We start from the raw sequence: 23505 nt of genomic DNA on the forward strand, positions 1-23505 counted from the left end.
TTATCGCCATCAATGTGCGATTTTGTGTCATTCCCAACACTGAATTAACTTAAAGGAGCAACATTATGATGAAGGGCCAACTCGCAGGCTTGATGAAGCAAGCGCAAGCAATGCAAGATAATATGAAAAAAGCGCAGGATCAATTGGGCTTGATCGACGTCGAAGGTGAATCTGGCGGCGGTCTCGTCAAAGTAGTCATGTCTTGCAAAAATGCTGTCAAGCGCGTGACGATCGATCCGTCCCTGCTGGCTGATGACAAGGACATGCTAGAAGATCTGGTCGCTGCTGCTTTCAATGACGCCGTACGCAAGGCAGAAGAAACCTCGGCAGAAAAAATGTCCGGGCTTACTGCTGGTATGCCACCAGGCTTCAAAATGCCGTTTTAAGTACCGCATCCTATGATTCTTAACGCTGCAACGCTGGATATTATTCCCGGTCAGGAAGCCGCATTTGAAGCGGCTTTCGCGGAGGCGAAAAAACTGATTATGTCCACGCCGGGTTATATTTCGCATGCGTTGCAGCGTTGCGTGGAACTCCCGAATCGTTATATTTTACTGGTGCACTGGCAGACGCTAGAACACCACACGATCGGCTTCATGCAATCGTTTCAGTATCAAGAGTGGCGCACGCTAATGCAGCATTTCTATAAGCCGCCACCGATTCTTCACTATGCACCGGTGGGTCGCAAGATCTATCGTGGTTTTTAAGGTCTGATGTGAAAACCCCTTCCAGTCTGGCCTTTTTGACAGAAGCTTTACGCCACTTGCCCGGCGTCGGCCCGAAGTCGGCGCAACGTATGGCTTATCATCTGTTGCAGCATGATCGTGATGGCGCAGCGTTGCTTGGTCGCGCATTGATGCAAGCGGTCGAAAAAGTACAGCATTGTTCAATGTGCAATACTTTCACCGAGCATGATCTGTGTGAGGTATGTTTGGATCCTGAGCGTGACACGTCATTACTCTGTGTAGTGGAAACACCCACCGATCAGTTGATGATCGAGCAGACGTTGACGTTTAAAGGCCTATATTTTGTGTTGATGGGACGGTTGTCGCCGCTTGATGGTATTGGCCCGAAGGATCTTCAACTTGAAAAATTAATCGTCCGCGCCACCAATGGGGTCGTAGCCGAAGTAGTGTTAGCGACCAATTTCACCAACGAAGGCGAAGCCACCGCCCATTACATTAGCGAAACCATGAAAGCACGCGGCCTGAAGGTTAGCCGCCTGGCTCGTGGGGTTCCGGTTGGTGGCGAGTTGGAATACGTGGATGCCGGTACTATTGCGCGTGCCATGTTGGACCGTCGCGCCACTTAACGATAATCATTCGTCGTCGTCGACATGCTTTTTCGTCACGTGCAGCCTTAGAGATCTAAACATTGTCGATTTAACTGGTAGTTGATTAATACACAGCATAAGGGGCGATGGTATTCATTTTATGTCGCCGAATAACGATAAAAAAAACTCACCATGTGTCTTTTCAGCTTGTAACGCGAGATAACGCGATGCCTGCGGTATTATGTGGTCACAATCCTACTAGGATTTAAAAAAACAAAGTTCATCGCTTCCCATAGCGGAATAAATAATATCGTTACAACGTAACCATTGATGTTGAGGAGACAAAATGAAGTTTAACTGGAAGCAGTTTGGTGTCGCACTTTGCCTGTTTTTGGCAGGATATTTTACATTTAACAGCAAATTATTTGCGCAAACACTAGAAAAGCCGAAAGTATCGATTGCTGTCGGCGGCAAGAACTTGTTTTATTACCTTCCTTTGACGGTCGCTGACCAACTAGGGTATTTCAAAGATGAAGGTTTGCAGGTTGAAATCTCTGATTTCGCCGGTGGTGCGAAAGCGTTGCAGGCACTGATTGGTGGCAGCGCGGATGTCGTATCCGGCGCATTCGAGCACACCATTAGTATGCAAGCAAAAAATCAGATGATTACGGCGTTCGTGCTGCAAGGCCGTGCGCCACAGATCGTGATGGCGGTTTCCAATAAGACCATGCCGAATTACAAATCGATTGCTGATTTAAAAGGTAAGAAAATCGGCGTGACTGCACCCGGTTCTTCTACCAGTATGATGAGCAATTTCGTACTCGCAAAAGGTGGTTTAAAGCCTACTGACGTTTCGTATATCGGCGTCGGTGCATCGGCCGGTGCATTGTCTGCATTACGTTCAGGACAGATTGATGCCATTGCTAATCTGGACCCTTTGATTACGATGCTGCAGCAAAAAAATGAGATTCGCATCATATCTGATACACGCACAATAAAAGAGACTGAAGCTGTTTTCGGCGGACCGATGCCAGCGGCGACTTTGTACGCCTCCGCTGACTTTATCAAGAAATATCCCAACACGACGCAAGCTTTAACCAACGCGATGGTGCGCGCTTTACGGTGGTTGCAAAAAGCGGCGCCAGAAGATATCGTCAAGGCCGTCCCTGAAAATTATTTACTAGGCGATCGTGCACTCTATATTGAAGCGTTCACCAAGGTTCGTGAAGCGATCTCACCGGATGGAAAGTTCCCGGACGCAGGCGCCGCTACTGCATTGCGCACGCTAGAATCGTTCGATCCGACGTTGGCCGATAAAAAAATTGACCTGTCTAAAACGTACACCAATGCATTCGTGACAAAGGCCGATCTTAAGTTTAAGTAAGCCGATAGTAAGCTGATATAAAATACTGAGATCAATCAAGTATTAATCTCGGTAAATAAATCGCCCTGCACCAGAAAAAGGAGAGCAGGGCGATTTGGTTTTTAGTTAATTGCCGACATCCTGCGGTTAGATGAATGCGGCAGCAGCATCGCCATGTTGTGTCACTATATAAGTGCGTTGAACGATGATTTTTATAGGTCAGATTTATCGTTGATTTTTATCGATAAAACTTATCTGATGCGTTTTATTTTCCATCGCAATTTTTTCGGCTTGCGCCATCATTCTTATGACTCCAGTTTCACCGACGCCAGCATTATTTCTCGACAATATCAGCTGTACTTTCATTTCAAAAGATGATCGTTCACAGCGCTATACCGCCGTCGCAGACACCACCCTTACCATCGCGCCAGGGGAATTTGTTTCGGTAGTGGGACCGACCGGTTGCGGCAAGTCGACCTTGCTCAATGTTGGTGCGGGTTTGTTGCAACCCTCTACCGGCAGCGTCAAAGTGTTCGGTGAAGAGTTGACGGGTATAAATAAACGTGCCGGTTATATGTTCCAGTCGGAAGCATTAATGCCATGGCGCAGCGCCTTGCAAAACGTGATCGCCGGTTTGCAATATCGAGGGATGGAAGAGCCTGAGGCAAAGCAGCTCGGTGAGGAATGGTTAGCGCGGGTCGGACTGCAAGGGTTTGGCGATCGCTTTCCGCATCAACTATCCGGCGGCATGCGCAAGCGCGTGGCGTTGGCGCAAACATTGATTCTTGATCCAGACATTATTTTGATGGATGAGCCGTTTTCGGCACTGGATATTCAAACGCGTCAGCTGATGGAAAATGAAGTGCTTGCATTGTGGAGTGCGAAAAAGAAAGCGGTTCTCTTTATTACCCATGATCTGGACGAAGCAATTGCCATGTCGGATCGTGTCATCGTCCTGTCTGCCGGGCCGGGAACGCATCCGATTGGTGAGTTTGTGATTGATCTTGAGCGTCCGCGTGACGTCGCAGAAATTCGCAGCGATCCTCGCTTCGTAGAACTGCATCAGCAGATATGGAGCGTATTGAGGGACGAAGTGCTGAAAGGCTATCAGCAGCAGAAAAAAATCGCCTGACAGACCAAGCGACAAGGCGAGACGCAAGACGCAAGACGCAAGACGATATCAGGATAGGTTAGTCATCGAATAGAAATTGTGACTATTTCCAAAAAAATAAGAAAGAGCACGACATTATGTGGCAAGCAATTAAACCCAATTACAAAAATATGCGCGTTTATCAAGCGCTGGTATTAGTCATATTTTTTGCAGCGTGGCATGTAGTGACCCGTAACCAGCAGACCGCATTTTTCTTCGGCGAGCCAATCAAAGTATTGGAGCGGGTCTGGCAATGGTTCACGGTTGGCAGCGGCAGTCTGGATGTCGGTATCGGTGACACAACATGGTTCACGTTGAAGTTTCCAGGCGAGATTTATTCCCACCTGCTGGTGACGCTGACAGAAACCATGCTGGCGTTTGGGATCGGTACTGTATTGGGTTTAGGCGTAGGATTATGGCTTGCGCTGTCACCATTGACATCGGCAATCCTTGATCCCTATATCAAAGCATCTAACGCCATGCCACGGGTTATTTTGGCACCTATTTTTGCTATGTGGTTCGGATTGGGCATTTGGTCCAAAATCGCATTGGCGGTCACATTGGTATTTTTTATTGTATTCTTTAATGTCTACCAAGGCGTCAAAGAAGTCAGTCCTGTCGTCCTGTCAAACGCTCGCATGTTGGGTGCGAATCAGCGGCAATTGCTGCGCACAGTCTATTTGCCATCGGCGACATCATGGGTTTTCTCCAGCTTGCATACGTCTGTCGGGCTTGCTTTTGTCGGCGTGATCGTCGGTGAATATTTAGGTTCTGCACGTGGTGTTGGCTACTTGATTTTGCAGGCTGAAGGGGCGTTTGATATCAATACCGTATTTGCCGGCATTATGGTGTTAACTGCATTTGCGTTGATTCTTGATTCCTTGGTCGGCATGATTGAGAAACGACTAATGAAGTGGCAGCCAAAAACGGGCGATACCGAGCGCCTATAATTTGCTGCGATTTTCTGTGGTGCGCAGTAATTTACAGGGCATCTTTTCACTACTTTGTATGATGGTGGAGTCAGTGGTGCGCCTTCCAAGGCACCAGTTTATGTTCCAGATATCGCATGACCAAATCGAATAGACAAGCGATAATCCCGATGAGGACGATGCCCATTATCACGATATCGGTGCGCAGGAAGTTGGATGCATTCAACACCATCTGACCGATACCTGCCGTAGCTGCCACCATTTCAGCGGCGACTAGCGTCGTCCAGCCGAATCCGATAGCAATCCGTAAGCCGGTCAGAATATCGGGCAGTGCCGCCGGTAAAATGACATGCCGTAACAGTTGCCAACGATTGGCGCCCATCCATAGCGCAGCATGCAACTGCTCTGACTGAACGCCGGCAACGCCCGCGCGAGTTGCCACGGCGATTGGCGCAAAACAGGCAAGATAAATAAGTAGAATTTTTGCCGTCTCATCAACCCTGAACAAGATCACGATCAAGGGCAGATACGCTAGCGGCGGCAGCGGACGATAAAAATTTAAGCAGCGGATCGAAGATGCCGCGCACAATCCTGCCGGTTCCCATCAGTAGTCCAAGCGGAATGGCAGTAATAGCGGCAAGTACAAAGGCACCGAATACGCGCAACAGACTCCATGCCACGCCGAGGAGAGAAAAGTGTGAAACCATGATAAAACGCGGTCATGCATTTGGGCATGACCGCGTTCAAAAAATCCAGGTTTACATTACTCGCTTCAGCTAGTGCGACGCCTGGACGCTGGGAAGAGATTCCTCTGATGACCGTAATAAGACGGTCGATTTCATCGAAGGCTTCATCAAGCCCATGGGTGACACGGAAATTTTCATTTTCCTGACGTTAATCCAAAGGGCTGAGACGCATTGGAAAAAGTACTCCCGTGCTACCTTAACAGCTTGATCCCTCAACGCAAATTGATTTGCCTAACCTTTATCGATATGTCCTTGTCAGGACTTCCTACTGCAACGTTGCTATCCCAACCGCCACCCAATGCGCGGATGAGTGCGACAGTAGTGACTGCACGACTGCCCTTTAGCTGCGCTTCGTTACGTTCAACTGCGGTTAATTTGCGCTGTGCATCGAGTAAGTCCAGATAACGAAAACGACCCGCGTCATACAATTTTTGTGCGACGTCGGCTGAGCGTCTGGCTTATACCAGTGCGTCGTCAATTTGTGCCGCTTGTCCCGGCAAAATACGTAATCCGGCTAAGTTATCCTCAACTTCGCTAAATGCGACTAGTACACGTTGCCGGTAACTGGCAACCGACTCTTCCAATACCGCTTCGCTTTGAGTGACATCGTTTTTGTTGGGGCGCCATCGATTATGGGCAAAGACATCAACGCGCCGAGCACCCATGAGCGGCTACTACAATTAAATATTAGCGAGGCTAGTGCCTTCGCCACCCGAAGCATTCAGCATCAATGCAGGAAACATCGCCGAACGTGCAACGCCGATGCGGGCATTGGATGCTTCCATGGTGCGTTGCGCCGCAGCGATATCCGGACGACGCTCTAGTAGCGACGATGGTAATCCGGCTGGAATAATCGGCAAGCCTGCAATACTGGTGAGCGGATTGTCACTGGCAGAAAAATCCGCTGCTGGTTTGCCCAACAATCCGCTAACGACGGTCTCGCCCATTGCATGGCGCATCTCTGAACTGGCCCCTTGCGAGAATACCAGTGGCACAACTCCCATGATGAACGCGAAAGACGTCATCAGGATGGGCCGCAATCGCAAATGTGAAGATTCCAGAGCCGCTTTCACGATGGAGCGGCCATGGTTCTCCAGTTCAAGGGCAAACTTGACAATCAGGATGGTTTTTTGGTACGTCAGTCCGACAAGGACAAACAAGGCGATCCGGGTAAAGATATTGTTGTCGCCGTGCGTTAGTTTGACGCCGAATACCCCGTGCGCCAGGCGACGGGGCATTCTTATAGGAGAGATTTATACGTAATGCGGATACAGACTTCAGCTTAAATTAAGCTTAAAAAACCCCATATTGTCGGATACGTTCACTAGTCTTGATGAATAGTTAACGTCAATAAAACTGAAAATTTACTGAAAATTGATCAACGTAGCGCTTCGATTAATTTTTCCAGCTTAACGGTGTCGGCACTAAATTGACGAATACCTTCGGCCAATTTTTCGGTCGCCATAGCATCGTCATTCACCATGTTTCGGAATGCCGATTCATCCAGGCTTATTTTTTCAACTTCAGTTTCTTTCGATGCGTCAGCGCTCAGTTTGCGTGTTACCGGATCGTTACTTTCTTCCAGTTTTTGTAGCAAATCAGGACTAATGGTGAGTAGATCGCAGCCAGCGAGTTCCAGAATTTGGGAGGTATTCCGGAAGCTTGCTCCCATCACTTCAGTGGCGTAGCCGAATTTTCGGAAGTAACTATAAACCTGCTTCACAGATTGCACACCAGGATCATCCGCGCCGGTGTATTCCTGGCCAGTCGATTTTTTATACCAGTCATAAATCCGACCAACAAACGGCGAAATCAATTGAACTTTTGCCTCCGCACAAGCAATCGCCTGCGGCAAAGAGAATAGCAAAGTCAGGTTGCAATGAATGCCTTCTTTTTCTAAAACTTCAGCTGCGCGAATGCCTTCCCATGTCGAGGCAATTTTAATCAGTATGCGCTGGCGATCAATACCGGCCGCTTCATACAGGCCGATCAATTTACGGCCTTTTTCGATGGTTCCTTGCGTGTCGAACGACAGGCGTGCATCTGTCTCTGTCGATACCCGGCCCGGAATAATTTTTAATATTTCGAGCCCGAAGACGATCAACAGCTGATCAATAATATCGCGTGTCGACAAACTGGAATGATCACGTACAGCTTTTTCCATGAGCGGTTGGTAATCCGCTTTTTGCACGGCTTTCAGGATCAAAGATGGATTCGTCGTCGCATCGCGTGGCGCGAACGCTTTCATCGTCTGAAAATCACCGGTGTCGGCAACGATGGTGGTGAACTGCTTGAGTTGTTCTAATTGGTTCATGGCAAGGTATCGGTACGGTGAAGGGTTGATCGAAAACTTTACTAGTCCTAATGGTTATTCTACGCAGAATTTGAGCGCAAGCCAAAATCACGGCAGTTACCACCTTCTCATTTGTATCCAGGTGATGCGATTAGTTCCTTACCGCCTATTTCCTTTTGTGCATAACGCTGCGTTAGCGCCGTTGATGATGGTGACAAGTCTTATAAATTAATAGCGTTATCTGTCTTATTTTGAGCGTTTACTGATATCAGGCGAATACCGCGACTTTATAGAATGATGATGTTGAATAATTTCAAAAAAACAACATGATCGATCCCATTCGGCCAGGGATTCTTATCGATAAAATGAAGGGTAAAAATGTATGATAAATCCAAGAGTGATCACCTGTCAGCCACAATCTCTACATCATATAATCCCAGAAAATCCTACTGCTATTGTTCCACTGCAAAATACGCCGGATCAACAAACGATCGTCATGGCGGCAGACATAAGAGAACTCCCTCTCCCGAGGGAACAAATTGAATCTCTGAATCCCTCCAGACAGGCAATGTTGTGGATACTCGATTCTCCGTCACAATTTTTTAACGATCTGCAGGAAATGGCTACGCAGCAGATCAATGATGAAATAAAGGACGTACGAGGAAAGGTGTTCGACGTCAGGGCAGATTTGGACAAACGCAATCCGAGAGCGCAAGTTGATGGCCTAAGCAAAGCGCTTATAAAGTATCATGTGGCCCGCGATTCAGGAGAGAGTCCTGCGTTGGTTCAGGCGCTAAGTGACAAAGTTGATGTCTTAATGGCCAGTATGAAAATGAGTACCAACACCAGCCTTTTTCTTCAGATACTCAAGGCCGGGATGGCGATACGGACGCCATTGCTTATACAGCAGCTTGCAATTGGGGGAGATGCGCCAGAGCTGCCGGGAGTGTCTGCAAAAGTGGGTGTGCAAATTCAAACAGTATTCCCTTCACTTTCTCTCTGTCAATGCTTGGGTAACGTGCAAGTGAATCCCGAGACACATATTCAGGCTTTTGCTCACTTTGAAACTGGCTGGTCAGCACCTTTCGGAGAAACTATTAAAGCTGGCGCGTATGTGGCGGATATAGAACATATTGGATTTGATTACAGATTATCTCAAAATGGAGAAGGCATGTTGCCCTTCTCGCTGGATAATTTATGTATTGCTTTTGAATCGGTTCAACGTGCTGAAGTGAATGTTTCAGTGAAGCAATCTACAGATCATGTGCAATTTAATGAGCAACTTACCTTCGGTGCTGATTTTGTACAACAACGCCTTTTCGATTGCACTTCAAGCGGGATGATCGCTGCTGGAGGACATGCCGCTATTCAGACCGCATCTGCATTGGTGGCCACCGGTGCGGTAGCCACTGTTATGTCTCAGGTAGTGGTCGGTACTGCTAGTATTCCGCTTCTGTTTGCGTCAGCAGTGGGAGGATGCTTCCTTGGTGGAAAAATGACCAGCGCTATGAATTTTTTACCGCCAACAAAAGTAGTCAATATTGCTGAGGGTTTTACGGCTGGTATCGATTTTGGCGCGAATAGTAGCAAACCTGTTCTGGATGGCCTCAAAGTAAGTATGCGAAATCTGGACCGATTAAATGCCTCGGTTGTGAGTGTTAAAGACAATACGCGCAATGTATACGCTACCGCTAATGATCGGGAAGTGATGACTATATCTACTCAGAGCGATGGAGGACCTGAAGCTGTTTTGGACATCCGCGAGGCCACCGAAGATTTCGAAATGCGATCTATTCATGATGATTCGGGAGAATCGCCGGAATCAATGGAATCAATGGAAGCACAGGAAACGCCGGAAACAGTACTCAGACAGCGTGTGACCCAGGAATTATCGGTCAACAGCGCCTATTCTTCAATGCGCTCAAGAGCTAATAGTCGTTCGGACAATACGAAACTGTAGTTAGTTATCGAAAAGCATTTACATGCGACACTTAGTGAAGGACGCGTGTATCCGGTTTTTAATATCAGATGCACCCGTCATTTTCATATTAATCAAAGGGCTGTCGATGCTTTATTTTCTAGTTATTTCAACTTTTATTTTATGAGCGTTGTCATCGTTTTACACGTCGATCCACGGTCCAATAGTAAACTACTGTATCTTGGCTTAGCCTCAAATATTACTTGACCTTCCCATAGGGGGAATGATGATAATGCACTGTTAATATTTTTTAACGACGCCAAGTGACAATATTGCATTACCTGGGATGTATTTTTTAGGAACAAAAAATGGAAAATTAGCTGCCAAAAATTTGTCGTTACTTGACAATAATTACCGCTGCTGTTTACTATAAATTAAGTAAAAATTTAAGAATAATGAAACTCTCCCGCCCGTCTCGCCTGATTGCCACAATCATTGTGCTGATCAGCATGCTGTTCATGCAGCTTGCTGTGGCTGGATATGCTTGCCCAGGCCTGAAGATAGGACAGGTTAGCGAGTCGGTAACGATGGAGGTGGATCAGGCGATGGTTGGCTGTCAGGGCATGGATACGATGCAGCCGAGTTTGTGCCAGGCGAACGATCAGGCAGGTAATCAATCACTTGACAAACCCGAGTTGCCGCATGTTAAAGCCTTTGTAGCGGCCACACTGACCTTGGTAGTGCACGATGTGGCGCTCATCGATACGCCAATTACCACGCATGCAGAATCCCTCCTTTTAACGCGGACCACGGCGCCGCCATTGTCCATCCGCAACTGTTGCTTCCGCATTTAATTTCCCAGATCGCCTAGTCCGTCATCGACGTGCCGTGAGCACGTCTGATGTTGTCTTTCGCTATCTGGAGCTTTCATGTCATCGCCGATGCTATCCCCGCCTGCTGCGCACCCTCAAGTGCGCACTGCGATTGTTCGTTTTTTCCTAAGAATTAGTCTGATCGCATCAGCATTATCGCTGGTGCACCCTGCCAATGTTTACGCAGTTGAGGTTCCGCTGACGTTGGCCGAGGCACAGCGCCGCGCCGTAGAACGTTCGCGCCAGCTGACCGCTCAGGATTTCTCTGTCGCCTCTGCGCGTGACATGGCGATTGCTGCAGGTCAGTTGCCTGATCCGGTATTGAAAGTCGGTATCGACAATCTGCCAGCCACGGGCCGCGATCGTGGCAGTCTCAATAACGATTTCATGACCATGCGTCGGGTCGGCCTGATGCAGGAAATCACACGTTCCGATAAACGCCGACTACGTTCTGACCGTTTCGAGCTTGAGGCACAAAAAAGCCTTACCGAGAAAACCGTAACAACCGCTGCAATTGAGCGCGATACGGCTCTGGCGTGGCTTGACCGGTATTACGCAGACGCGATGGCCCAGGTTGTTGCCGAGCAAGGTGAGCAGGCCAAACTTGAAATCCAATCAGCCGAAGGGGCATATCGCGCCGGTCGTGGCAGCCAAGCCGACGTTTTTGCTGCCCGCAGCGCGCTAGCGATATTTGATGATCGTGCCAGCGAAATACAGCGCCGTGTGCGCAATGCCAATATTATATTGGCACGCTGGATCGGCGATGTAGCCAGCTTATCCCTGGCCGCGAAACCTGCCACCAATACTATCCGGCTGGACCCGGCGACGTTGAATACGCAGCTTGAACATCATCCTCAAATAGCTGTTCTCACCAAGCAGGTGGAAGTCGCCGAAGCCGACGCCAAACTGGCGAAGGCCAACGAACAAGCCGACTGGACCGTCGAGGTCGCGTTCCAGCAACGTGGCTCTGCGTATTCGAATATGGTGTCGGTTGGCGTTTCGATTCCACTGCAATGGGATCGGAAGAACCGCCAGGATCGCGAACTCTCTTCCAAACTGGCGCTAGTCGAACAAGCCAAAGATATCCGCGAGGATACGTTGCGCGCGCATATTGCAGAGACGCGCAGCATGATCGACGAATGGCATAACGATCGCGAGCGTTCTGTGCGCTATGAACGCGAACTGATTCCGCTAGCCAATCAACGCACGGGAGCAACGATTGCCGCCTACCGTGGTGGCAAAGCCAGTTTGGTAGACGTACTGGCGGCCCGTCGCAATGATATCGATATCCGCATTCAGGCGTTACAACTGGCAACTGACACCGACCGTCTGTGGGCGCAACTCAATTTTCTATTTCCTACCGACGATCTGATGGCGCAAACGGGAATGAACAAGGATACCAAATGAAGCATAAGAAAATTCTCGTCTCCGCTGCCGCTGCCGCTGTCGTTGTGCTCGTAGCAGCCGGTTATGGCTTATATGCGGCTGGCATGCATCAGGGCAGGAAGATCACGACGCCATTATCGAGTGCCACGGCTAATAGCGATACTGGTAAAAAAGTACTGTATTGGCACGACCCGATGGTACCCGGGCAAAAGTTTGACAAGCCTGGCAAGTCGCCGTTTATGGATATGCAACTGGTACCGGTTTATGCTCACGGCGGGGGCGATGGTGCCGACGGTGCCGACGGTGCCGACGGTGCCGACGGTGCCGGCGGTGGCAAGGTCAATATCAGCCCGCGCGTCCAACAAAATCTGGGTATCCGTACCGCCGAAGTCACTCGGGGAAACCTGACGTCGGCAGTCGTTGCCGTTGGTAGTGTTGCCTACAACGAACGCGATGTGGTATCGATGCAGGCACGCAGCAACGGTTTTCTCGAACGACTGTTTGTGCGTGCGCCCCTTGATCCGGTCCGCAAAGGGCAAGCGTTGGCGCAATTGTATGTGCCGGAGTGGATCGCGGCGCAGGAAGAGTACCTATCTGTCAGACGCATGGAGGGGAATGGGTTAGAGACGCTGCTTGATGGTGCGCGCCAACGCATGCGGCTGGTCGGCATGACTGATGAACAGATACGTCTGGTCGAATCCAGCGGCAAGGTGCAAGCGCGTCTGACTATTGTTGCGCCGATTAGCGGCGTTGTTTCGGAGCTTACGGTGCGTGAAGGGATGACCGTGATGGCGGGCGCGCCGATGTTCAAAATCAATGGCCTGGGCACGATCTGGATTAATGCCGACATACCGGAGAGCGTCTCCGCTCAGGTGCGTCCAGGCAATGCGGTTGAGGCGCGCACGCCTGCGTTGCAAGGAATGGTATTTCAGGGGAAGGTCAGCGCAATCTTGCCGGACGTGAATGCCACTACTCGCACACTGAAGGCACGTATTGAGTTAGCGAATCCTACCGGTCAACTAGTGCCAGGTATGTTTGCGATGCTCAATTTGTACCCCGCTACGCGTAAGAACCTCTTGCTAATACCTACGGAAGCGGTGATTCAGACAGGCACTCGCAGCTTGGTCATGGTGGCGCAAGGGGAGGGTAAGTTTCTCCCAGTCGAGGTTGAGGTCGGTAGCGAAACCAACGGTCAGACCGAAATTCGCAAAGGATTGGAAGTCGGGCAGAAGGTCGTGGTCTCCGGTCAGTTCCTGGTTGATTCCGAAGCCAGCCTGAAGGGAGCCGAAACCCGCATGAGCCCAATGAATGCACCAATGAGCGGTATGGATGCACCCACACCGGCCAACGCCACCGTTGCGCAAACCGGCAAAGGCACTGGACCTATGCACCGCGGCCAAGGTAAGGTCGAAAGTATTAACAAAGAAGAGATCACCATTTCTCATGGTCCGATTCCAACTCTGCAATGGGGGCCAATGACGATGGGATTCAAATTGCCAGCGAGTGGTTTGCCGCATAACGTTGCAGTGGGTGACACCGTCGTTTTCGAGATTCGTCCGATCAAGGATGGCGCATTTGAGATCAGCTCTATCAAGCCGCTCAACACGAACGACGCAGCGAAGAAGCCAATGGGAGCTGCGCAATGATCGCCAGACTAATCCGGTGGTCAATTGCGAACCGTTTTCTGGTGCTATTGGTGACGCTGATGGTGACCGCTTGGGGCATCTGGGCACTTTCGCGCACACCGCTGGATGCTATTCCCGATCTGTCTGACGTACAAGTCATTATCCGCACCAGCTATCCAGGTCAGGCACCACAAATCGTCGAGAATCAGGTGACTTATCCGCTGACGACGACCATGCTGTCGGTGCCGGGGGCCAAGACTGTGCGGGGATATTCATTTTTCGGTGATTCTTTCGTCTACGTATTATTTGAAGATGGCACCGACCCTTACTGGGCGCGCTCGCGCGTGCTGGAATATTTGAACCAGGTCCAGTCGCGCCTTCCGCCGCAAGCCAAAACCGCGCTCGGGCCGGACGCGACCGGTGTCGGCTGGATCTACGAATATGCGTTGGTGGATCGCAGCGGTAAGAATGATCTGTCGCAGTTGCGAGCCTTACAGGATTGGTTTCTCAAATACGAGTTGAAAACAATACCGAATGTATCTGAAGTCGCCAGCATTGGCGGCATGGTAAGGCAGTACCAGATTGTGCTCGATCCTGAAAAGATGCGCGCTTACAACATCCCGCAAGGCAAGATTATCGAGGCGGTGCAGAAAGCGAATCAGGAAACTGGCGGCTCGGTGCTGGAACTGGGGGAAGCAGACTACATGGTGCGCGCATCGGGTTATCTGAAGTCGCTGGACGATTTCCGCAAAATTCCTTTAATGACCACCGAGGCGGGTGTATCAGTGCGGTTGGCTGACGTAGCGCGGATTCAGATTGGTCCAGAAATGCGGCGCGGGATTGCCGAACTAAATGGTGAAGGTGAAGTCGCTGGTGGCGTGATCATTATGCGTTCTGGGAAGAACGCACTGGATACCATCGCTGCCGTGAAGGCGAAGCTGGCGATATTGAAAGCCAGTCTGCCGCCCGGCGTCGAGATCGTCCCGACCTATGACCGGTCGAACCTGATCAAACGCGCGGTCACCAATTTGAAAGACAAATTGATCGAGGAATTCATCGTCGTCGCTGTGGTCTGCGCGATCTTTCTGTTTCACCTGCGTTCGGCACTTGTTGCCATCATCACGCTTCCGATCGGTATCCTGATCGCTTTTATTGTCATGTATTACCAGGGTGTTAACGCCAATATCATGTCGCTGGGTGGTATCGCTATCGCCGTCGGTGCCATGGTCGATGCGGCGGTGGTGATGATCGAGAATGCGCACAAACATATCGAAGCCTGGAACCACGCCCATCCCGGAACAAAATTAAAAGGCAACGACCACTGGCGCGTTATCGGCGACGCCGCCGCCGAGGTTGGTCCAGCGCTATTCTTTTCGCTGTTGATCATCGTACTTTCTTTTATTCCGGTGTTCACGCTGGAAGCGCAGGAAGGGCGGTTATTCGCGCCTCTGGCCTTTACCAAAACGTATGCGATGGCTGCGGCGGCCGGTTTGGCCGTGACGTTGATTCCTGTCTTGATGGGTTACTTGATACGCGGTCGGATACCGGAAGAGCAAAAAAATCCGCTCAATCGCTTTCTGATCGCGTTGTACCGCCCGTTGCTTGATATCGTACTGCGGTTTCCGAAGCTAACCTTGCTGGGTGCAGCGTTGGTGGTGATCGTAACGATCTGGCCGATGCGGCATCTTGGCGCTGAATTTATGCCACCGCTGGATGAAGGAGATGTGCTGTACATGCCATCTGCATTGCCGGGCCTGTCAGCGGGCAAGGTGTCACAGTTGCTACAACAGACTGATCGTCTGATTAAAACCGTACCAGAGGTTCAGACCGTGTTTGGTAAAGCAGGGAGAGCCGAGAGCGCCACTGATCCGGCGCCGCTGGAAATGTTTGAAACCATCGTTCAGTTCAAGCCGCACACTCAATGGCGACCCGGCATGACGCCGGACAAGCTGATTCAGGAACTCGACCGCATAGTCAAGGTCCCTGGGCTGTCTAACATCTGGGTTCCACCGATTCGCAACCGGATCGACATGCTGGCAACAGGTATAAAAAGTCCGGTCGGTATCAAGGTTGCGGGGGCCAGCTTGCTGGAAATTGACCGTATTACGCAAGCCATCGAACATGCTGTCAAGCACGTACCCGGTGTGTCGTCGGCGCTGGCTGAGCGTTTGAACGGCGGCCGCTATATCGATGTTGACATCAATCGCGATACGGCCGCGCGCTATGGTTTAAATATCGCTGATGTGCAAAGCATCGTCTCCACGGCGATTGGCGGCGACAACATTGGTGAAACCATTGAGGGCTTGCAGCGCTTCCCGATCAATGTGCGTTATCCGCGCGAGGTGCGAGACTCTATCGAAAAGCTACGCCAGTTACCAGTCTTGACCGATCGCGGCGCGCAGATTCAACTGGGTGATGTCGCTGCCATTCGCATTAACGATGGCCCGCCGATGCTGAAAAGTGAAAATGCACGGTTGTCGGGCTGGGTCTATGTTGATATTCGGGACCGCGACCTAAGCTCCACCGTACGCGATATGCAGCAAGCCGTCGCCAAAGAAGTCGCATTACCGGCTGGCTACTCTGTTGCATGGTCTGGACAATTCGAGTATCTGGAACGTGCCACCGCCAAACTCAAAGTCGTCGTTCCGGCCACCTTGCTGATTATCTTCGTCCTGCTGTATCTGACCTTCCGGCGTTTCGACGAAGCGGCCTTGATTATGGGGACGCTGCCGTTTGCGCTGGCGGGCGGTATCTGGCTGTTATGGCTGCTCGACTATCACCTGTCGGTCGCTGGCGGCGTCGGTTTCATCGCATTGGCGGGCGTCTCCGCCGAGTTCGGGGTGATTATGTTGCTTTACCTGAAACACGCCTGGGAACAGCGTCTGGCTAACGGCAAGGATAGTGAGGCAGATTTGATCGATGCGATTCGGGAGGGTGCAGTGTTACGGGTCCGCCCCAAGGCGATGACGGTCGCGGTCATCATCGCTGGGCTAGTGCCGATTATGCTGGGCACTGGCACTGGATCGGAAGTCATGCAGCGCATCGCGGCACCGATGGTGGGTGGAATGATTACGGCACCGTTGCTATCAATGTTTGTCGTGCCTGCGGTCTATTTGCTGTTACGGCGGCGTCAGCTGCGACGGAGTCGAATCGCCGCCAGCATGGCTATTGCGAGCACAACCTTAAAAGTAGAAGCATAGAGGTAGAAGCATAGGGCCTGAATAGCACGTTTTATGGTCGCCATTGAGACGACCAAGAAGTAGCAGCAATTGTGTGTGAAGTATCAGATGCCCGCCATCCGCACCATGTTCGTTGAATGGATGGAGGCAGTCAGTTTTAAATCATCTCTCTTAACTTAATAAGGAAATAAATATGAAATCTATCGTAACGCTGGCCCTGATGATGACGTTATCAGCATCCGCCTTGGCCACGGCGCAATCTGGTGGTATGAAGGACATGGACATGAACATGAAGACCATGGACATGAAGACCATGCCTATGGATAAAATGGGTTCCGATTCCAGCGTCAAAGCAACCAGCCACAAGGCGACTGGTACGGTGAAGGCAGTTGATCCGACCAAGGGCACAGTGACGTTGGTACACGGACCGGTGAAAAGTTTGAATTGGCCAGCAATGACAATGACTTTCTCGGTGAAAGACAAGATGTTCTTCGACAAACTTTCTGTCGACAAAAAAGTGACGATCGACTTTACCAAACAGGACGCGAAGTATGTCGTAACCGCTGTGAACTAAGGTGGTCAAAGGGCTGAGTACCTAGTTCTGTTTAATGTACCAGCCTTTTCTCACCGAGCAGATCGTCTTTGTGTTGCACTGATAGCGCATGCGCGAACCAATCGTCAGCCACTCGGACCTGCCGTTGTAATGTGAACAAACTGCACATTTTAAAGAGCGCATCAAGCTTCACAACTCCGTCTTTCGATTTTCCTTCTTATGATATAGTCCCCCATCCTATTTATTAAGGGGAAAATATGGGCCACACCATCCGCGACAAACAGAAACTTTTAAACCGTGTGCGTCGCATTCGAGGACAAATTGATGCGATTGAGCGCGCCTTGAGCGAGGAAAGTGACTGCATCACTGTATTGCAGCAAATTACCAGTTGCCGAGGTGCTATGAACGGCTTGCTCGCTGTGGTATTGGAGGATCATATTCGTACTCACTTGGTCGATGCCGATCCTCATCCACATGATGGCGTGCAGGGTGATGCAAAGGAGCAACTGATTGAAGTTGTTCATAGCTATTTTAAGTAAATCTATGATGAATAAACCATACGGTGCTCCATTTGAAATTGATCATCATCACTTTTTTTAGGGGAAGATCACGACAAAGAGCGCGCGCAAAAGCGCGGTTGTGATCTTGCTTTGCAGTGCCATGATATAGGCCGACATTATCGGCGTTCATCAGCTCGACGTTTTAGCCTTGCCTATGTTGGCGCTGTAGTGTCAGTAGTGACGCAGGAGTCAGCGCATGGTCCATCGTTCTGCCAGCATCTATGGCGGCAGGTCACAGGGTTCGCACCTAAGATATGAGTGGGAGTTCACCTTGTATTGATATCTGTAAATTTGACGGAAAATGTGGTTTCTGCATTGCCTGCCTGCGCACGCGCGACGAGTGTAAGGAGTGGAAAAAGATGAAAGATAACCGACGTCATCAAATAATTAATGTCCGTCGAAGAAGAGAAGCAAAATTGCCCAGCGGAGCCGAGTCATCACCCGAATCAACGATTGGCTGATGGTTGTGGGATTTATTTCCCAACGCAAAATTGGGTTTAAACTATATTAGTTAGACAATGGATCCATCATGCATAAAGGCGTTATTTACGCGCTGTTAGCGGCGGCGTTGTTTGGTGCCAGTACCCCATTTTCCAAGTTGCTTGTGGGTCAAATGGCACCGGTCATGGCTGCAGGACTGCTTTACCTTGGGAGCGGGGTTGGTCTGCTCGCATGGTATGCGATACGTACCATCGCGACTTACGACAAGAAAAAACGAACTGACGGCCTCACGGGCCGCGATCTCCCGTGGTTAGCTGGGGCAATCCTATTCGGTGGTGTTGCCGGGCCGGTACTATTGCTGGTTGGTTTGATGCATGTTCCGGCTTCGTCTGCCTCGTTATTGCTCAATATGGAAGGCGTATTAACCGCCTTACTAGCCTGGTTTGTTTTTCGTGAAAATTTCGACCGCCGTATATTCATGGGAATGATTTTCATTGTATTGGCGGGTATTTTTCTGTCAGGGGAGCAGACCAAGGAGCTAGGCACGCCTTGGGGAGCGCTGGCTATCATTGCCGCGTGTATATGTTGGGCCATCGACAATAATCTGACCCGAAAAGTATCAGGAAGCGATGCCGTGCAAGTAGCTGGAATGAAAGGTCTGGTGGCAGGACTGGTGAATCTGTCGATTGCGCTGGCTATGGGTTATTCTGTGCCGGAAGGTCGTACTGTATTGAGTGCCGGAATTGTCGGTTTCTGCGGTTACGGCCTCAGTCTAGTGATGTTTGTACTGGCATTGAGGCATCTCGGCTCGGCCCGGACCGGTGCTTATTTTTCTGCCGCACCGTTTGTGGGCGCGATCATGTCACTATTCATTCTTGGTGAAGTTCCCGGTAACGTATTTTGGATGAGTGCGGCGTTGATGGGGATTGGCATCTGGTTGCACGTGACGGAAAGGCATGCGCACGAGCATGCCCATTTGCCGATGCCACATTCTCATTCCCACATGCATTACCATGATATCCATCATCAACACGCACATGACTTTCCATGGGACGGCAAAGAACCGCATAACCACGCCCATCAGCAGCAAGCGTTGGTGCACACACATGCCCATTTTCCAGACTTGCATCATCGGCATCGGCATTGAGGGAGCTACATTTCGAAACTAGTTTCAGATAGGGATCACCTTACGTAGTCAAGGTGGCGGTCTCCTCTACGCCAATCGTAGTGTTTCAAGGATGATCTCGGTGTGTTGGCAAGTTGGTACGTGCCATGCACTTACCAAGTAGGAGTGTTTCAACAATTTTCAGCGTATAAGAGTAATCCTGGACACGAAAAATTGCAGCTTGCTCTAGAATAAATAGCCGTCCTTGCCTCGATTTTTTCCGCATCCAGCGGTTATGTCGTGTGGTTTTTGCATTCTTCACCTTGTATCCCTGTTTTTTAAATTATAATTAATTCATGGCTAAAATCCTGAAAATTGCGTTGTTATGGCTGGTGATGATTGCGCTCCCGACGCAAGGCTTCGCATCAGCTATGATGATCGGTTGTGGATCCAGCCATCACCACACAGCGGAAGTTGCCTCAACGGGGGGTGATCATGCCACTAGTCAACAAAGTGATCATTTCGATTCTGATCATGGTGTTACTGGCAGTGACGGGTTTCTCTCTAAAGCGAATGGCAAGCAATCGAGCTTTAGCAAATGTGGTACTTGTGCCGGTTGCTGTCTTGGGACCGCTGCATTTCTTCCATCGATGGCTACATTCAACGTGCCAACGGCAATAGGCAGCGCGCTACGTATTCCTAGCGAGAAACGTTTTACTGTCATTTTTCCAGACGGCCTTGAACGGCCACCTCATCTCCTCTTTATTTAAAAAGCAAATTTAATTTTTTGCACAGGGCTATTCTAGCCACCGCTGCATAGTTAAATTCTGCACATCCACGTCATGCCCACTTGTTGTGCGCATTCTGACTTTATTTGACTTTGATCTTCGATAGACATCATGAACTCCACCCTTTTTACGAGGTGCGTTCTCTCTGCCTGCGCCTGGTTAATACCATTCGCTGTCGGGGCGAAAGTAACCTCTGACGATGCACAAAACGTGCGAGCCACATCCGCTAGTACGCCGTATAAATCCGTTTTTTTGGATTACAAAAGTTATCAGGATCCTGATGTTCAGGCTTGGAAGAAGTCCAACGCTGACGTGAGCGAGATTGATGCGATGAAGGCCTCCAGCATGGGAGGCATGAAAGGCATGTCTGACAAAAGCATGGATAATATGAAAGAAAATAGTCCCATGCTCGCAGATAAAAAAGCAGCATCGCCGCCCGATCAAATGCCACCCGCTATGCCAGTGCACGACGGCATGCAATCACGCTAAGGAGCGATCATGCGATTATCTTCTGTTTCTTTTTGCCGGCTTGTTCTTACAGCCTCGGTTTTATTCTTGGGTGGTTGTGCTTCGCTGTCGCAGGACGGCGGCTTTTCGTCGGTTCAGTCTATGACGAAGGAGCGCATCGGTCAGGAAGTCAAGTGGGTCAAATCTGACGCGGACGTCAATAGTGTTGCCATGACCATTGAACCACTTCTCACAAAGCCACTAAACGTTGACGATGCGGTAAAGATCGCCTTACTTAATAACAAAGGTCTGCAAGCGAGTTACAGCGAACTGGGTATCGCTGAAGCTAATTTTGTACAGGCTGGGCGCCTCAAGAATCCTTCTTTTACGTTCGGTCGTTTGCGCCGCGGCGACGATATCGAGATTGATCGTACCTTAATGCTGCCTATCATGAGCTTGCTGACAATGCCCATTGCCAGCAAGCTTGAACGGCGTTACTTCGAGCAGGCACAATTGCTTGCTGCTGCGGAAGTTTTAGCTGTAGCCGATGCAACACGCCGCTCCTATTTTGCTGCCGTCTCAGCGCAGGAAACCGTTAAGTATTTGACGCAAGTCAGTACTTCCGCTGAAGGTGGCGCGCAACTGGCACGACAGATGGCGGCGGTTGGCAACTGGAGCAAACTGGAGCATTTGCGTCAGCAGTCTTTCTATGCAGACGTGACGGTGCAACTAGCACGGGCGGCACAGATGCAAGTCGCTGAACGTGAAAAACTGACACGGTTGCTTGGTTTATGGGGAAGCGGTACCGCGTTTCAATTACCGGCTCGCCTCCCTGATCTGCCTAAAGCGCCTGAAGAGATTGTCGATGTCGAAGTGCAGGCCATGCAAAATCGACTCGACATCATGATGGCGAAGCGCGAACTTGCCGCTCTGGCGACATCGCTAGGGCTTTCCAAGGCCACGCGGTTCATTAATATCCTCGATGTAGGATTAATGCATAACAACTATAACCAAAGTCCTTTGCGTGAGAATGGCTATTCGATTCAGCTTGAAATTCCCTTGTTCGATTGGGGCGGCGCACGGGTGGCAAAGTCCGAGGCGCTATACATGCAAGCGGTAAATCGTTCAGCCGAGTTGGCCGTAAACGCCCGCTCGGAGGTGCGCGTAGCGTACGCCGACTATCGCAGCTCTTACGATATCGCCCGCCATTACAGGGATGAAATCGTGCCTCTCAAGAAACGGATTTCGGACGAACAAATGCTGCGTTACAACGGCATGCTAATCAGCGTATTTGATTTGCTAGCTGACGCCCGCGCGCAAGTTATCAGCGTCAATGGCGCTATTGAAGCGCTGCGCGATTACTGGATCGCCGATTCCACCTTAAAAATGGCACAGACCGGCCGATCGTCGGTTAGCAGTAATAAAGCCGGTTTTTCTTCTGGCGCGGCCGCTGACTAATCGACAAACAATACAAGGATAATTATTATGGTCTCACGTAGAAATTTCATCAACGGTGCGGGCGCTGTCGCGATTGGCGCTGGTTTAGTCAGTCGGGTGGGGGCCGCATCACTTCCTGAAGCCGCCACAATGGCTGGGGCGACTACACAAGCGCCTCTCTCGCCATCTAACGGGCGTCCTTATAACCCGGTGGTCACTCTGAACGGCTGGACTTTGCCGTGGCGCATGAAAAATGGCGTTAAAGAGTTTCATCTGGTAGCCGAACCCGTAGTGCGCGAAATAGCGCCAGGGATGAAGGCCAACTTATGGGGCTATAACGGTCAGTCTCCGGGACCTACCATTGAGGTGGTAGAAGGCGATCAGGTACGTATCTTCGTCACCAATAAATTACCAGAACATACGAGCGTCCATTGGCATGGACAGCGCTTGCCGAATGGCATGGATGGCGTGACTGGCCTGACGCAACCCGGTATCCAACCGGGCAAAACATTCGTATATGAATTTATTGCAAAGCGTCCCGGTACGTTTATGTATCACCCGCACGCGGATGAAATGACACAAATGGCGATGGGCATGATGGGGCTGTGGATCACGCATCCGAAAGATCTGACTCAGCACCGTGTAGATCGTGATTTCTGCTTTTTGCTCAACGCTTATGACATTGATCCCGGCAGTTACACACCTAAAACCAGCACGATGCTCGACTTCAATTTGTGGACCTTCAATAGTCGTGCGTTCCCTGGCATTGATCCGATGGTGTGTAACCAGAATGACCGGGTGCGCATCCGCGTCGGCAACCTGACAATGACCAATCATCCGATCCATTTGCATGGGCATGAATTTGTTGTCGCAGGAACCGATGGCGGTTGGACGCCCCCTGGATCGCGTTGGCCTGAAGTGACGACAGATATCGCGGTAGGTCAAATGCGGGCGATTGAATTTGATGCTAATGCGCTAGGTGATTGGGCCTTCCATTGCCATAAGGCACATCACACCATGAACGCGATGGGTCATAACGTACCAACGATGATCGGCGTGGATCAACGCGATGTTCTCAGCAAAATTAACAAGCTGATACCGGACTATATGGTGATGGGCGACAAAGGCGGCTCAATGGGAGAGATGGAGATGCCTTTGCCCGACAACACTTTACCTATGATGACCGGTACCGGTCCGTTTGGCGGCATTGAAATGGGTGGCATGTTTACCACCGTAAAAATACGTCAAGGGATAGCGCGAAATGACTATAAGGACCCCGGTTGGTATAAGCATCCACCCGGCACAACGGCCTATGAATGGAAAAGTGACGATGCCGCGATGCCGGACGCTATGCAAGCGCCAGATGCCAAGCACATGGAGGCGAAGCCAGGTGAAAAAATTCTGAAGGTCATTAGGGGAGGCTCGCATAGCGACCATTAA

22 protein-coding genes and 2 pseudogenes are annotated in these 23505 nt (G+C 50.3%); 19 read left to right on the forward strand and 5 right to left on the reverse strand.

What is annotated here, in order from left to right:
- The first annotated feature begins 65 nt into the window (after positions 1-65).
- The 6 genes from QN379_RS10890 (at position 66) to QN379_RS10915 (ending at position 4736) form a co-directional block, all read left to right on the forward strand.
- Positions 66-386 (forward strand): YbaB/EbfC family nucleoid-associated protein, encoded by a 321-nt coding sequence (locus tag QN379_RS10890; RefSeq protein ID WP_205321753.1) that lies wholly within the window; start codon positions 66-68, stop codon positions 384-386.
- Positions 387-398: 12 nt separating this feature from the next.
- A complete protein-coding gene (locus QN379_RS10895; RefSeq protein ID WP_322232512.1) occupies positions 399-707 on the forward strand; it encodes an antibiotic biosynthesis monooxygenase family protein in 309 nt (102 codons plus the stop codon).
- Positions 708-715: 8 nt separating this feature from the next.
- Positions 716-1312: a recombination mediator RecR gene (gene recR / locus QN379_RS10900; protein WP_322232511.1), complete on the forward strand. Its 597-nt coding sequence runs from the start codon at positions 716-718 to the stop codon at positions 1310-1312.
- 307 nt (positions 1313-1619) lie between these two features.
- Positions 1620-2657, forward strand: a complete 1038-nt coding sequence (locus tag QN379_RS10905; RefSeq protein ID WP_322232510.1) for an ABC transporter substrate-binding protein — start codon at positions 1620-1622, stop codon at positions 2655-2657.
- Between the two features lie 286 nt (positions 2658-2943).
- Complete coding sequence (locus QN379_RS10910; RefSeq protein ID WP_322232509.1) at positions 2944-3768, forward strand: ABC transporter ATP-binding protein; 825 nt, start codon at positions 2944-2946, stop codon at positions 3766-3768.
- 116 nt (positions 3769-3884) lie between these two features.
- Complete coding sequence (locus QN379_RS10915) at positions 3885-4736, forward strand: ABC transporter permease (protein ID WP_322232508.1); 852 nt, start codon at positions 3885-3887, stop codon at positions 4734-4736.
- A 70-nt stretch (positions 4737-4806) separates the two neighbouring features.
- Here QN379_RS10915 and QN379_RS10920 read toward each other — a convergent pair.
- The 5 genes and pseudogenes from QN379_RS10920 to tal form a co-directional block, all read right to left on the reverse strand.
- Positions 4807-5392 (reverse strand): annotated as a pseudogene (locus tag QN379_RS10920) (ABC transporter permease subunit); the annotation flags it as partial.
- 281 nt (positions 5393-5673) lie between these two features.
- Positions 5674-5889 (reverse strand): hypothetical protein, encoded by a 216-nt coding sequence (locus QN379_RS10925; RefSeq protein WP_323506653.1) that lies wholly within the window; start codon positions 5887-5889, stop codon positions 5674-5676.
- 30 nt (positions 5890-5919) lie between these two features.
- Positions 5920-6126 (reverse strand): hypothetical protein, encoded by a 207-nt coding sequence (locus tag QN379_RS10930; protein WP_323506654.1) that lies wholly within the window; start codon positions 6124-6126, stop codon positions 5920-5922.
- A 249-nt stretch (positions 6127-6375) separates the two neighbouring features.
- A pseudogene (locus QN379_RS10935) lies at positions 6376-6699 on the reverse strand (efflux RND transporter permease subunit); the annotation flags it as partial.
- Positions 6700-6839: 140 nt separating this feature from the next.
- Entirely contained in the window at positions 6840-7775 is a 936-nt protein-coding gene (gene tal / locus QN379_RS10940; RefSeq protein ID WP_322232507.1) for a transaldolase, read from the reverse strand.
- A gap of 361 nt (positions 7776-8136) precedes the next feature.
- On the opposite strand from tal, the gene QN379_RS10945 reads away from it, so the two are divergent.
- The 13 genes from QN379_RS10945 (at position 8137) to QN379_RS11005 (ending at position 23505) form a co-directional block, all read left to right on the forward strand.
- On the forward strand, positions 8137-9714 hold the full coding sequence (locus QN379_RS10945; RefSeq protein ID WP_323506655.1) for a hypothetical protein: 1578 nt from the start codon (positions 8137-8139) through the stop codon (positions 9712-9714).
- Positions 9715-10127: 413 nt separating this feature from the next.
- Positions 10128-10526, forward strand: a complete 399-nt coding sequence (locus tag QN379_RS10950) for a hypothetical protein (RefSeq protein ID WP_322232505.1) — start codon at positions 10128-10130, stop codon at positions 10524-10526.
- 75 nt (positions 10527-10601) lie between these two features.
- Entirely contained in the window at positions 10602-11951 is a 1350-nt protein-coding gene (locus QN379_RS10955; protein WP_323506656.1) for a TolC family protein, read from the forward strand.
- Positions 11948-13576 carry an efflux RND transporter periplasmic adaptor subunit gene (locus QN379_RS10960; RefSeq protein WP_323506657.1) on the forward strand — a complete coding sequence of 543 codons (1629 nt, stop codon included), beginning with the start codon at positions 11948-11950 and terminating at the stop codon, positions 13574-13576. The genes QN379_RS10955 and QN379_RS10960 overlap by 4 nt, the downstream gene beginning before the upstream one ends.
- The gene (locus QN379_RS10965) at positions 13573-16755 is read left to right on the forward strand and encodes an efflux RND transporter permease subunit (RefSeq protein ID WP_323506658.1); all 3183 of its coding nucleotides are present in this window, start codon (positions 13573-13575) and stop codon (positions 16753-16755) included. The genes QN379_RS10960 and QN379_RS10965 overlap by 4 nt, the downstream gene beginning before the upstream one ends.
- A 172-nt stretch (positions 16756-16927) precedes the next feature.
- Entirely contained in the window at positions 16928-17308 is a 381-nt protein-coding gene (locus QN379_RS10970; RefSeq protein ID WP_323506659.1) for a copper-binding protein, read from the forward strand.
- A gap of 236 nt (positions 17309-17544) precedes the next feature.
- Entirely contained in the window at positions 17545-17826 is a 282-nt protein-coding gene (locus tag QN379_RS10975; protein WP_322232500.1) for a metal/formaldehyde-sensitive transcriptional repressor, read from the forward strand.
- A gap of 275 nt (positions 17827-18101) precedes the next feature.
- Positions 18102-18308 carry a DUF1289 domain-containing protein gene (locus tag QN379_RS10980; RefSeq protein WP_323506660.1) on the forward strand — a complete coding sequence of 69 codons (207 nt, stop codon included), beginning with the start codon at positions 18102-18104 and terminating at the stop codon, positions 18306-18308.
- A gap of 68 nt (positions 18309-18376) precedes the next feature.
- A complete protein-coding gene (locus tag QN379_RS10985; protein ID WP_322232498.1) occupies positions 18377-19435 on the forward strand; it encodes a DMT family transporter in 1059 nt (352 codons plus the stop codon).
- A gap of 314 nt (positions 19436-19749) precedes the next feature.
- Positions 19750-20163, forward strand: a complete 414-nt coding sequence (locus QN379_RS10990) for a hypothetical protein (RefSeq protein ID WP_322232497.1) — start codon at positions 19750-19752, stop codon at positions 20161-20163.
- Between the two features lie 129 nt (positions 20164-20292).
- On the forward strand, positions 20293-20670 hold the full coding sequence (locus tag QN379_RS10995; RefSeq protein ID WP_322232496.1) for a hypothetical protein: 378 nt from the start codon (positions 20293-20295) through the stop codon (positions 20668-20670).
- A 9-nt stretch (positions 20671-20679) separates the two neighbouring features.
- Positions 20680-22086: a TolC family protein gene (locus QN379_RS11000; protein ID WP_323506661.1), complete on the forward strand. Its 1407-nt coding sequence runs from the start codon at positions 20680-20682 to the stop codon at positions 22084-22086.
- A gap of 27 nt (positions 22087-22113) precedes the next feature.
- Positions 22114-23505: a copper oxidase gene (locus QN379_RS11005; protein ID WP_322232494.1), complete on the forward strand. Its 1392-nt coding sequence runs from the start codon at positions 22114-22116 to the stop codon at positions 23503-23505.

This window comes from Glaciimonas sp. Gout2, from assembly GCF_035018905.1.
GTDB lineage: Bacteria > Pseudomonadota > Gammaproteobacteria > Burkholderiales > Burkholderiaceae_D > Glaciimonas.

What these genes read in the sequence shown, in the direction of transcription:
- QN379_RS10890 (WP_205321753.1), top strand. Translation starts at nt 66, where the DNA reads ATGATGAAGGGCCAACTCGCAGGCTTGATGAAGCAAGCGCAAGCAATG.
- QN379_RS10895 (WP_322232512.1), top strand. Translation starts at nt 399, where the DNA reads ATGATTCTTAACGCTGCAACGCTGGATATTATTCCCGGTCAGGAAGCC.
- QN379_RS10905 (WP_322232510.1), top strand. Translation starts at nt 1,620, where the DNA reads ATGAAGTTTAACTGGAAGCAGTTTGGTGTCGCACTTTGCCTGTTTTTG.
- QN379_RS10910 (WP_322232509.1), top strand. Translation starts at nt 2,944, where the DNA reads ATGACTCCAGTTTCACCGACGCCAGCATTATTTCTCGACAATATCAGC.
- QN379_RS10915 (WP_322232508.1), top strand. Translation starts at nt 3,885, where the DNA reads ATGTGGCAAGCAATTAAACCCAATTACAAAAATATGCGCGTTTATCAA.
- QN379_RS10930 (WP_323506654.1), bottom strand. Translation starts at nt 6,126, where the DNA reads ATGGGTGCTCGGCGCGTTGATGTCTTTGCCCATAATCGATGGCGCCCC.
- tal (WP_322232507.1), bottom strand. Translation starts at nt 7,775, where the DNA reads ATGAACCAATTAGAACAACTCAAGCAGTTCACCACCATCGTTGCCGAC.
- QN379_RS10945 (WP_323506655.1), top strand. Translation starts at nt 8,137, where the DNA reads ATGATAAATCCAAGAGTGATCACCTGTCAGCCACAATCTCTACATCAT.
- QN379_RS10950 (WP_322232505.1), top strand. Translation starts at nt 10,128, where the DNA reads ATGAAACTCTCCCGCCCGTCTCGCCTGATTGCCACAATCATTGTGCTG.
- QN379_RS10955 (WP_323506656.1), top strand. Translation starts at nt 10,602, where the DNA reads ATGTCATCGCCGATGCTATCCCCGCCTGCTGCGCACCCTCAAGTGCGC.
- QN379_RS10960 (WP_323506657.1), top strand. Translation starts at nt 11,948, where the DNA reads ATGAAGCATAAGAAAATTCTCGTCTCCGCTGCCGCTGCCGCTGTCGTT.
- QN379_RS10965 (WP_323506658.1), top strand. Translation starts at nt 13,573, where the DNA reads ATGATCGCCAGACTAATCCGGTGGTCAATTGCGAACCGTTTTCTGGTG.
- QN379_RS10970 (WP_323506659.1), top strand. Translation starts at nt 16,928, where the DNA reads ATGAAATCTATCGTAACGCTGGCCCTGATGATGACGTTATCAGCATCC.
- QN379_RS10975 (WP_322232500.1), top strand. Translation starts at nt 17,545, where the DNA reads ATGGGCCACACCATCCGCGACAAACAGAAACTTTTAAACCGTGTGCGT.
- QN379_RS10980 (WP_323506660.1), top strand. Translation starts at nt 18,102, where the DNA reads ATGAGTGGGAGTTCACCTTGTATTGATATCTGTAAATTTGACGGAAAA.
- QN379_RS10985 (WP_322232498.1), top strand. Translation starts at nt 18,377, where the DNA reads ATGCATAAAGGCGTTATTTACGCGCTGTTAGCGGCGGCGTTGTTTGGT.
- QN379_RS10990 (WP_322232497.1), top strand. Translation starts at nt 19,750, where the DNA reads ATGGCTAAAATCCTGAAAATTGCGTTGTTATGGCTGGTGATGATTGCG.
- QN379_RS10995 (WP_322232496.1), top strand. Translation starts at nt 20,293, where the DNA reads ATGAACTCCACCCTTTTTACGAGGTGCGTTCTCTCTGCCTGCGCCTGG.
- QN379_RS11000 (WP_323506661.1), top strand. Translation starts at nt 20,680, where the DNA reads ATGCGATTATCTTCTGTTTCTTTTTGCCGGCTTGTTCTTACAGCCTCG.
- QN379_RS11005 (WP_322232494.1), top strand. Translation starts at nt 22,114, where the DNA reads ATGGTCTCACGTAGAAATTTCATCAACGGTGCGGGCGCTGTCGCGATT.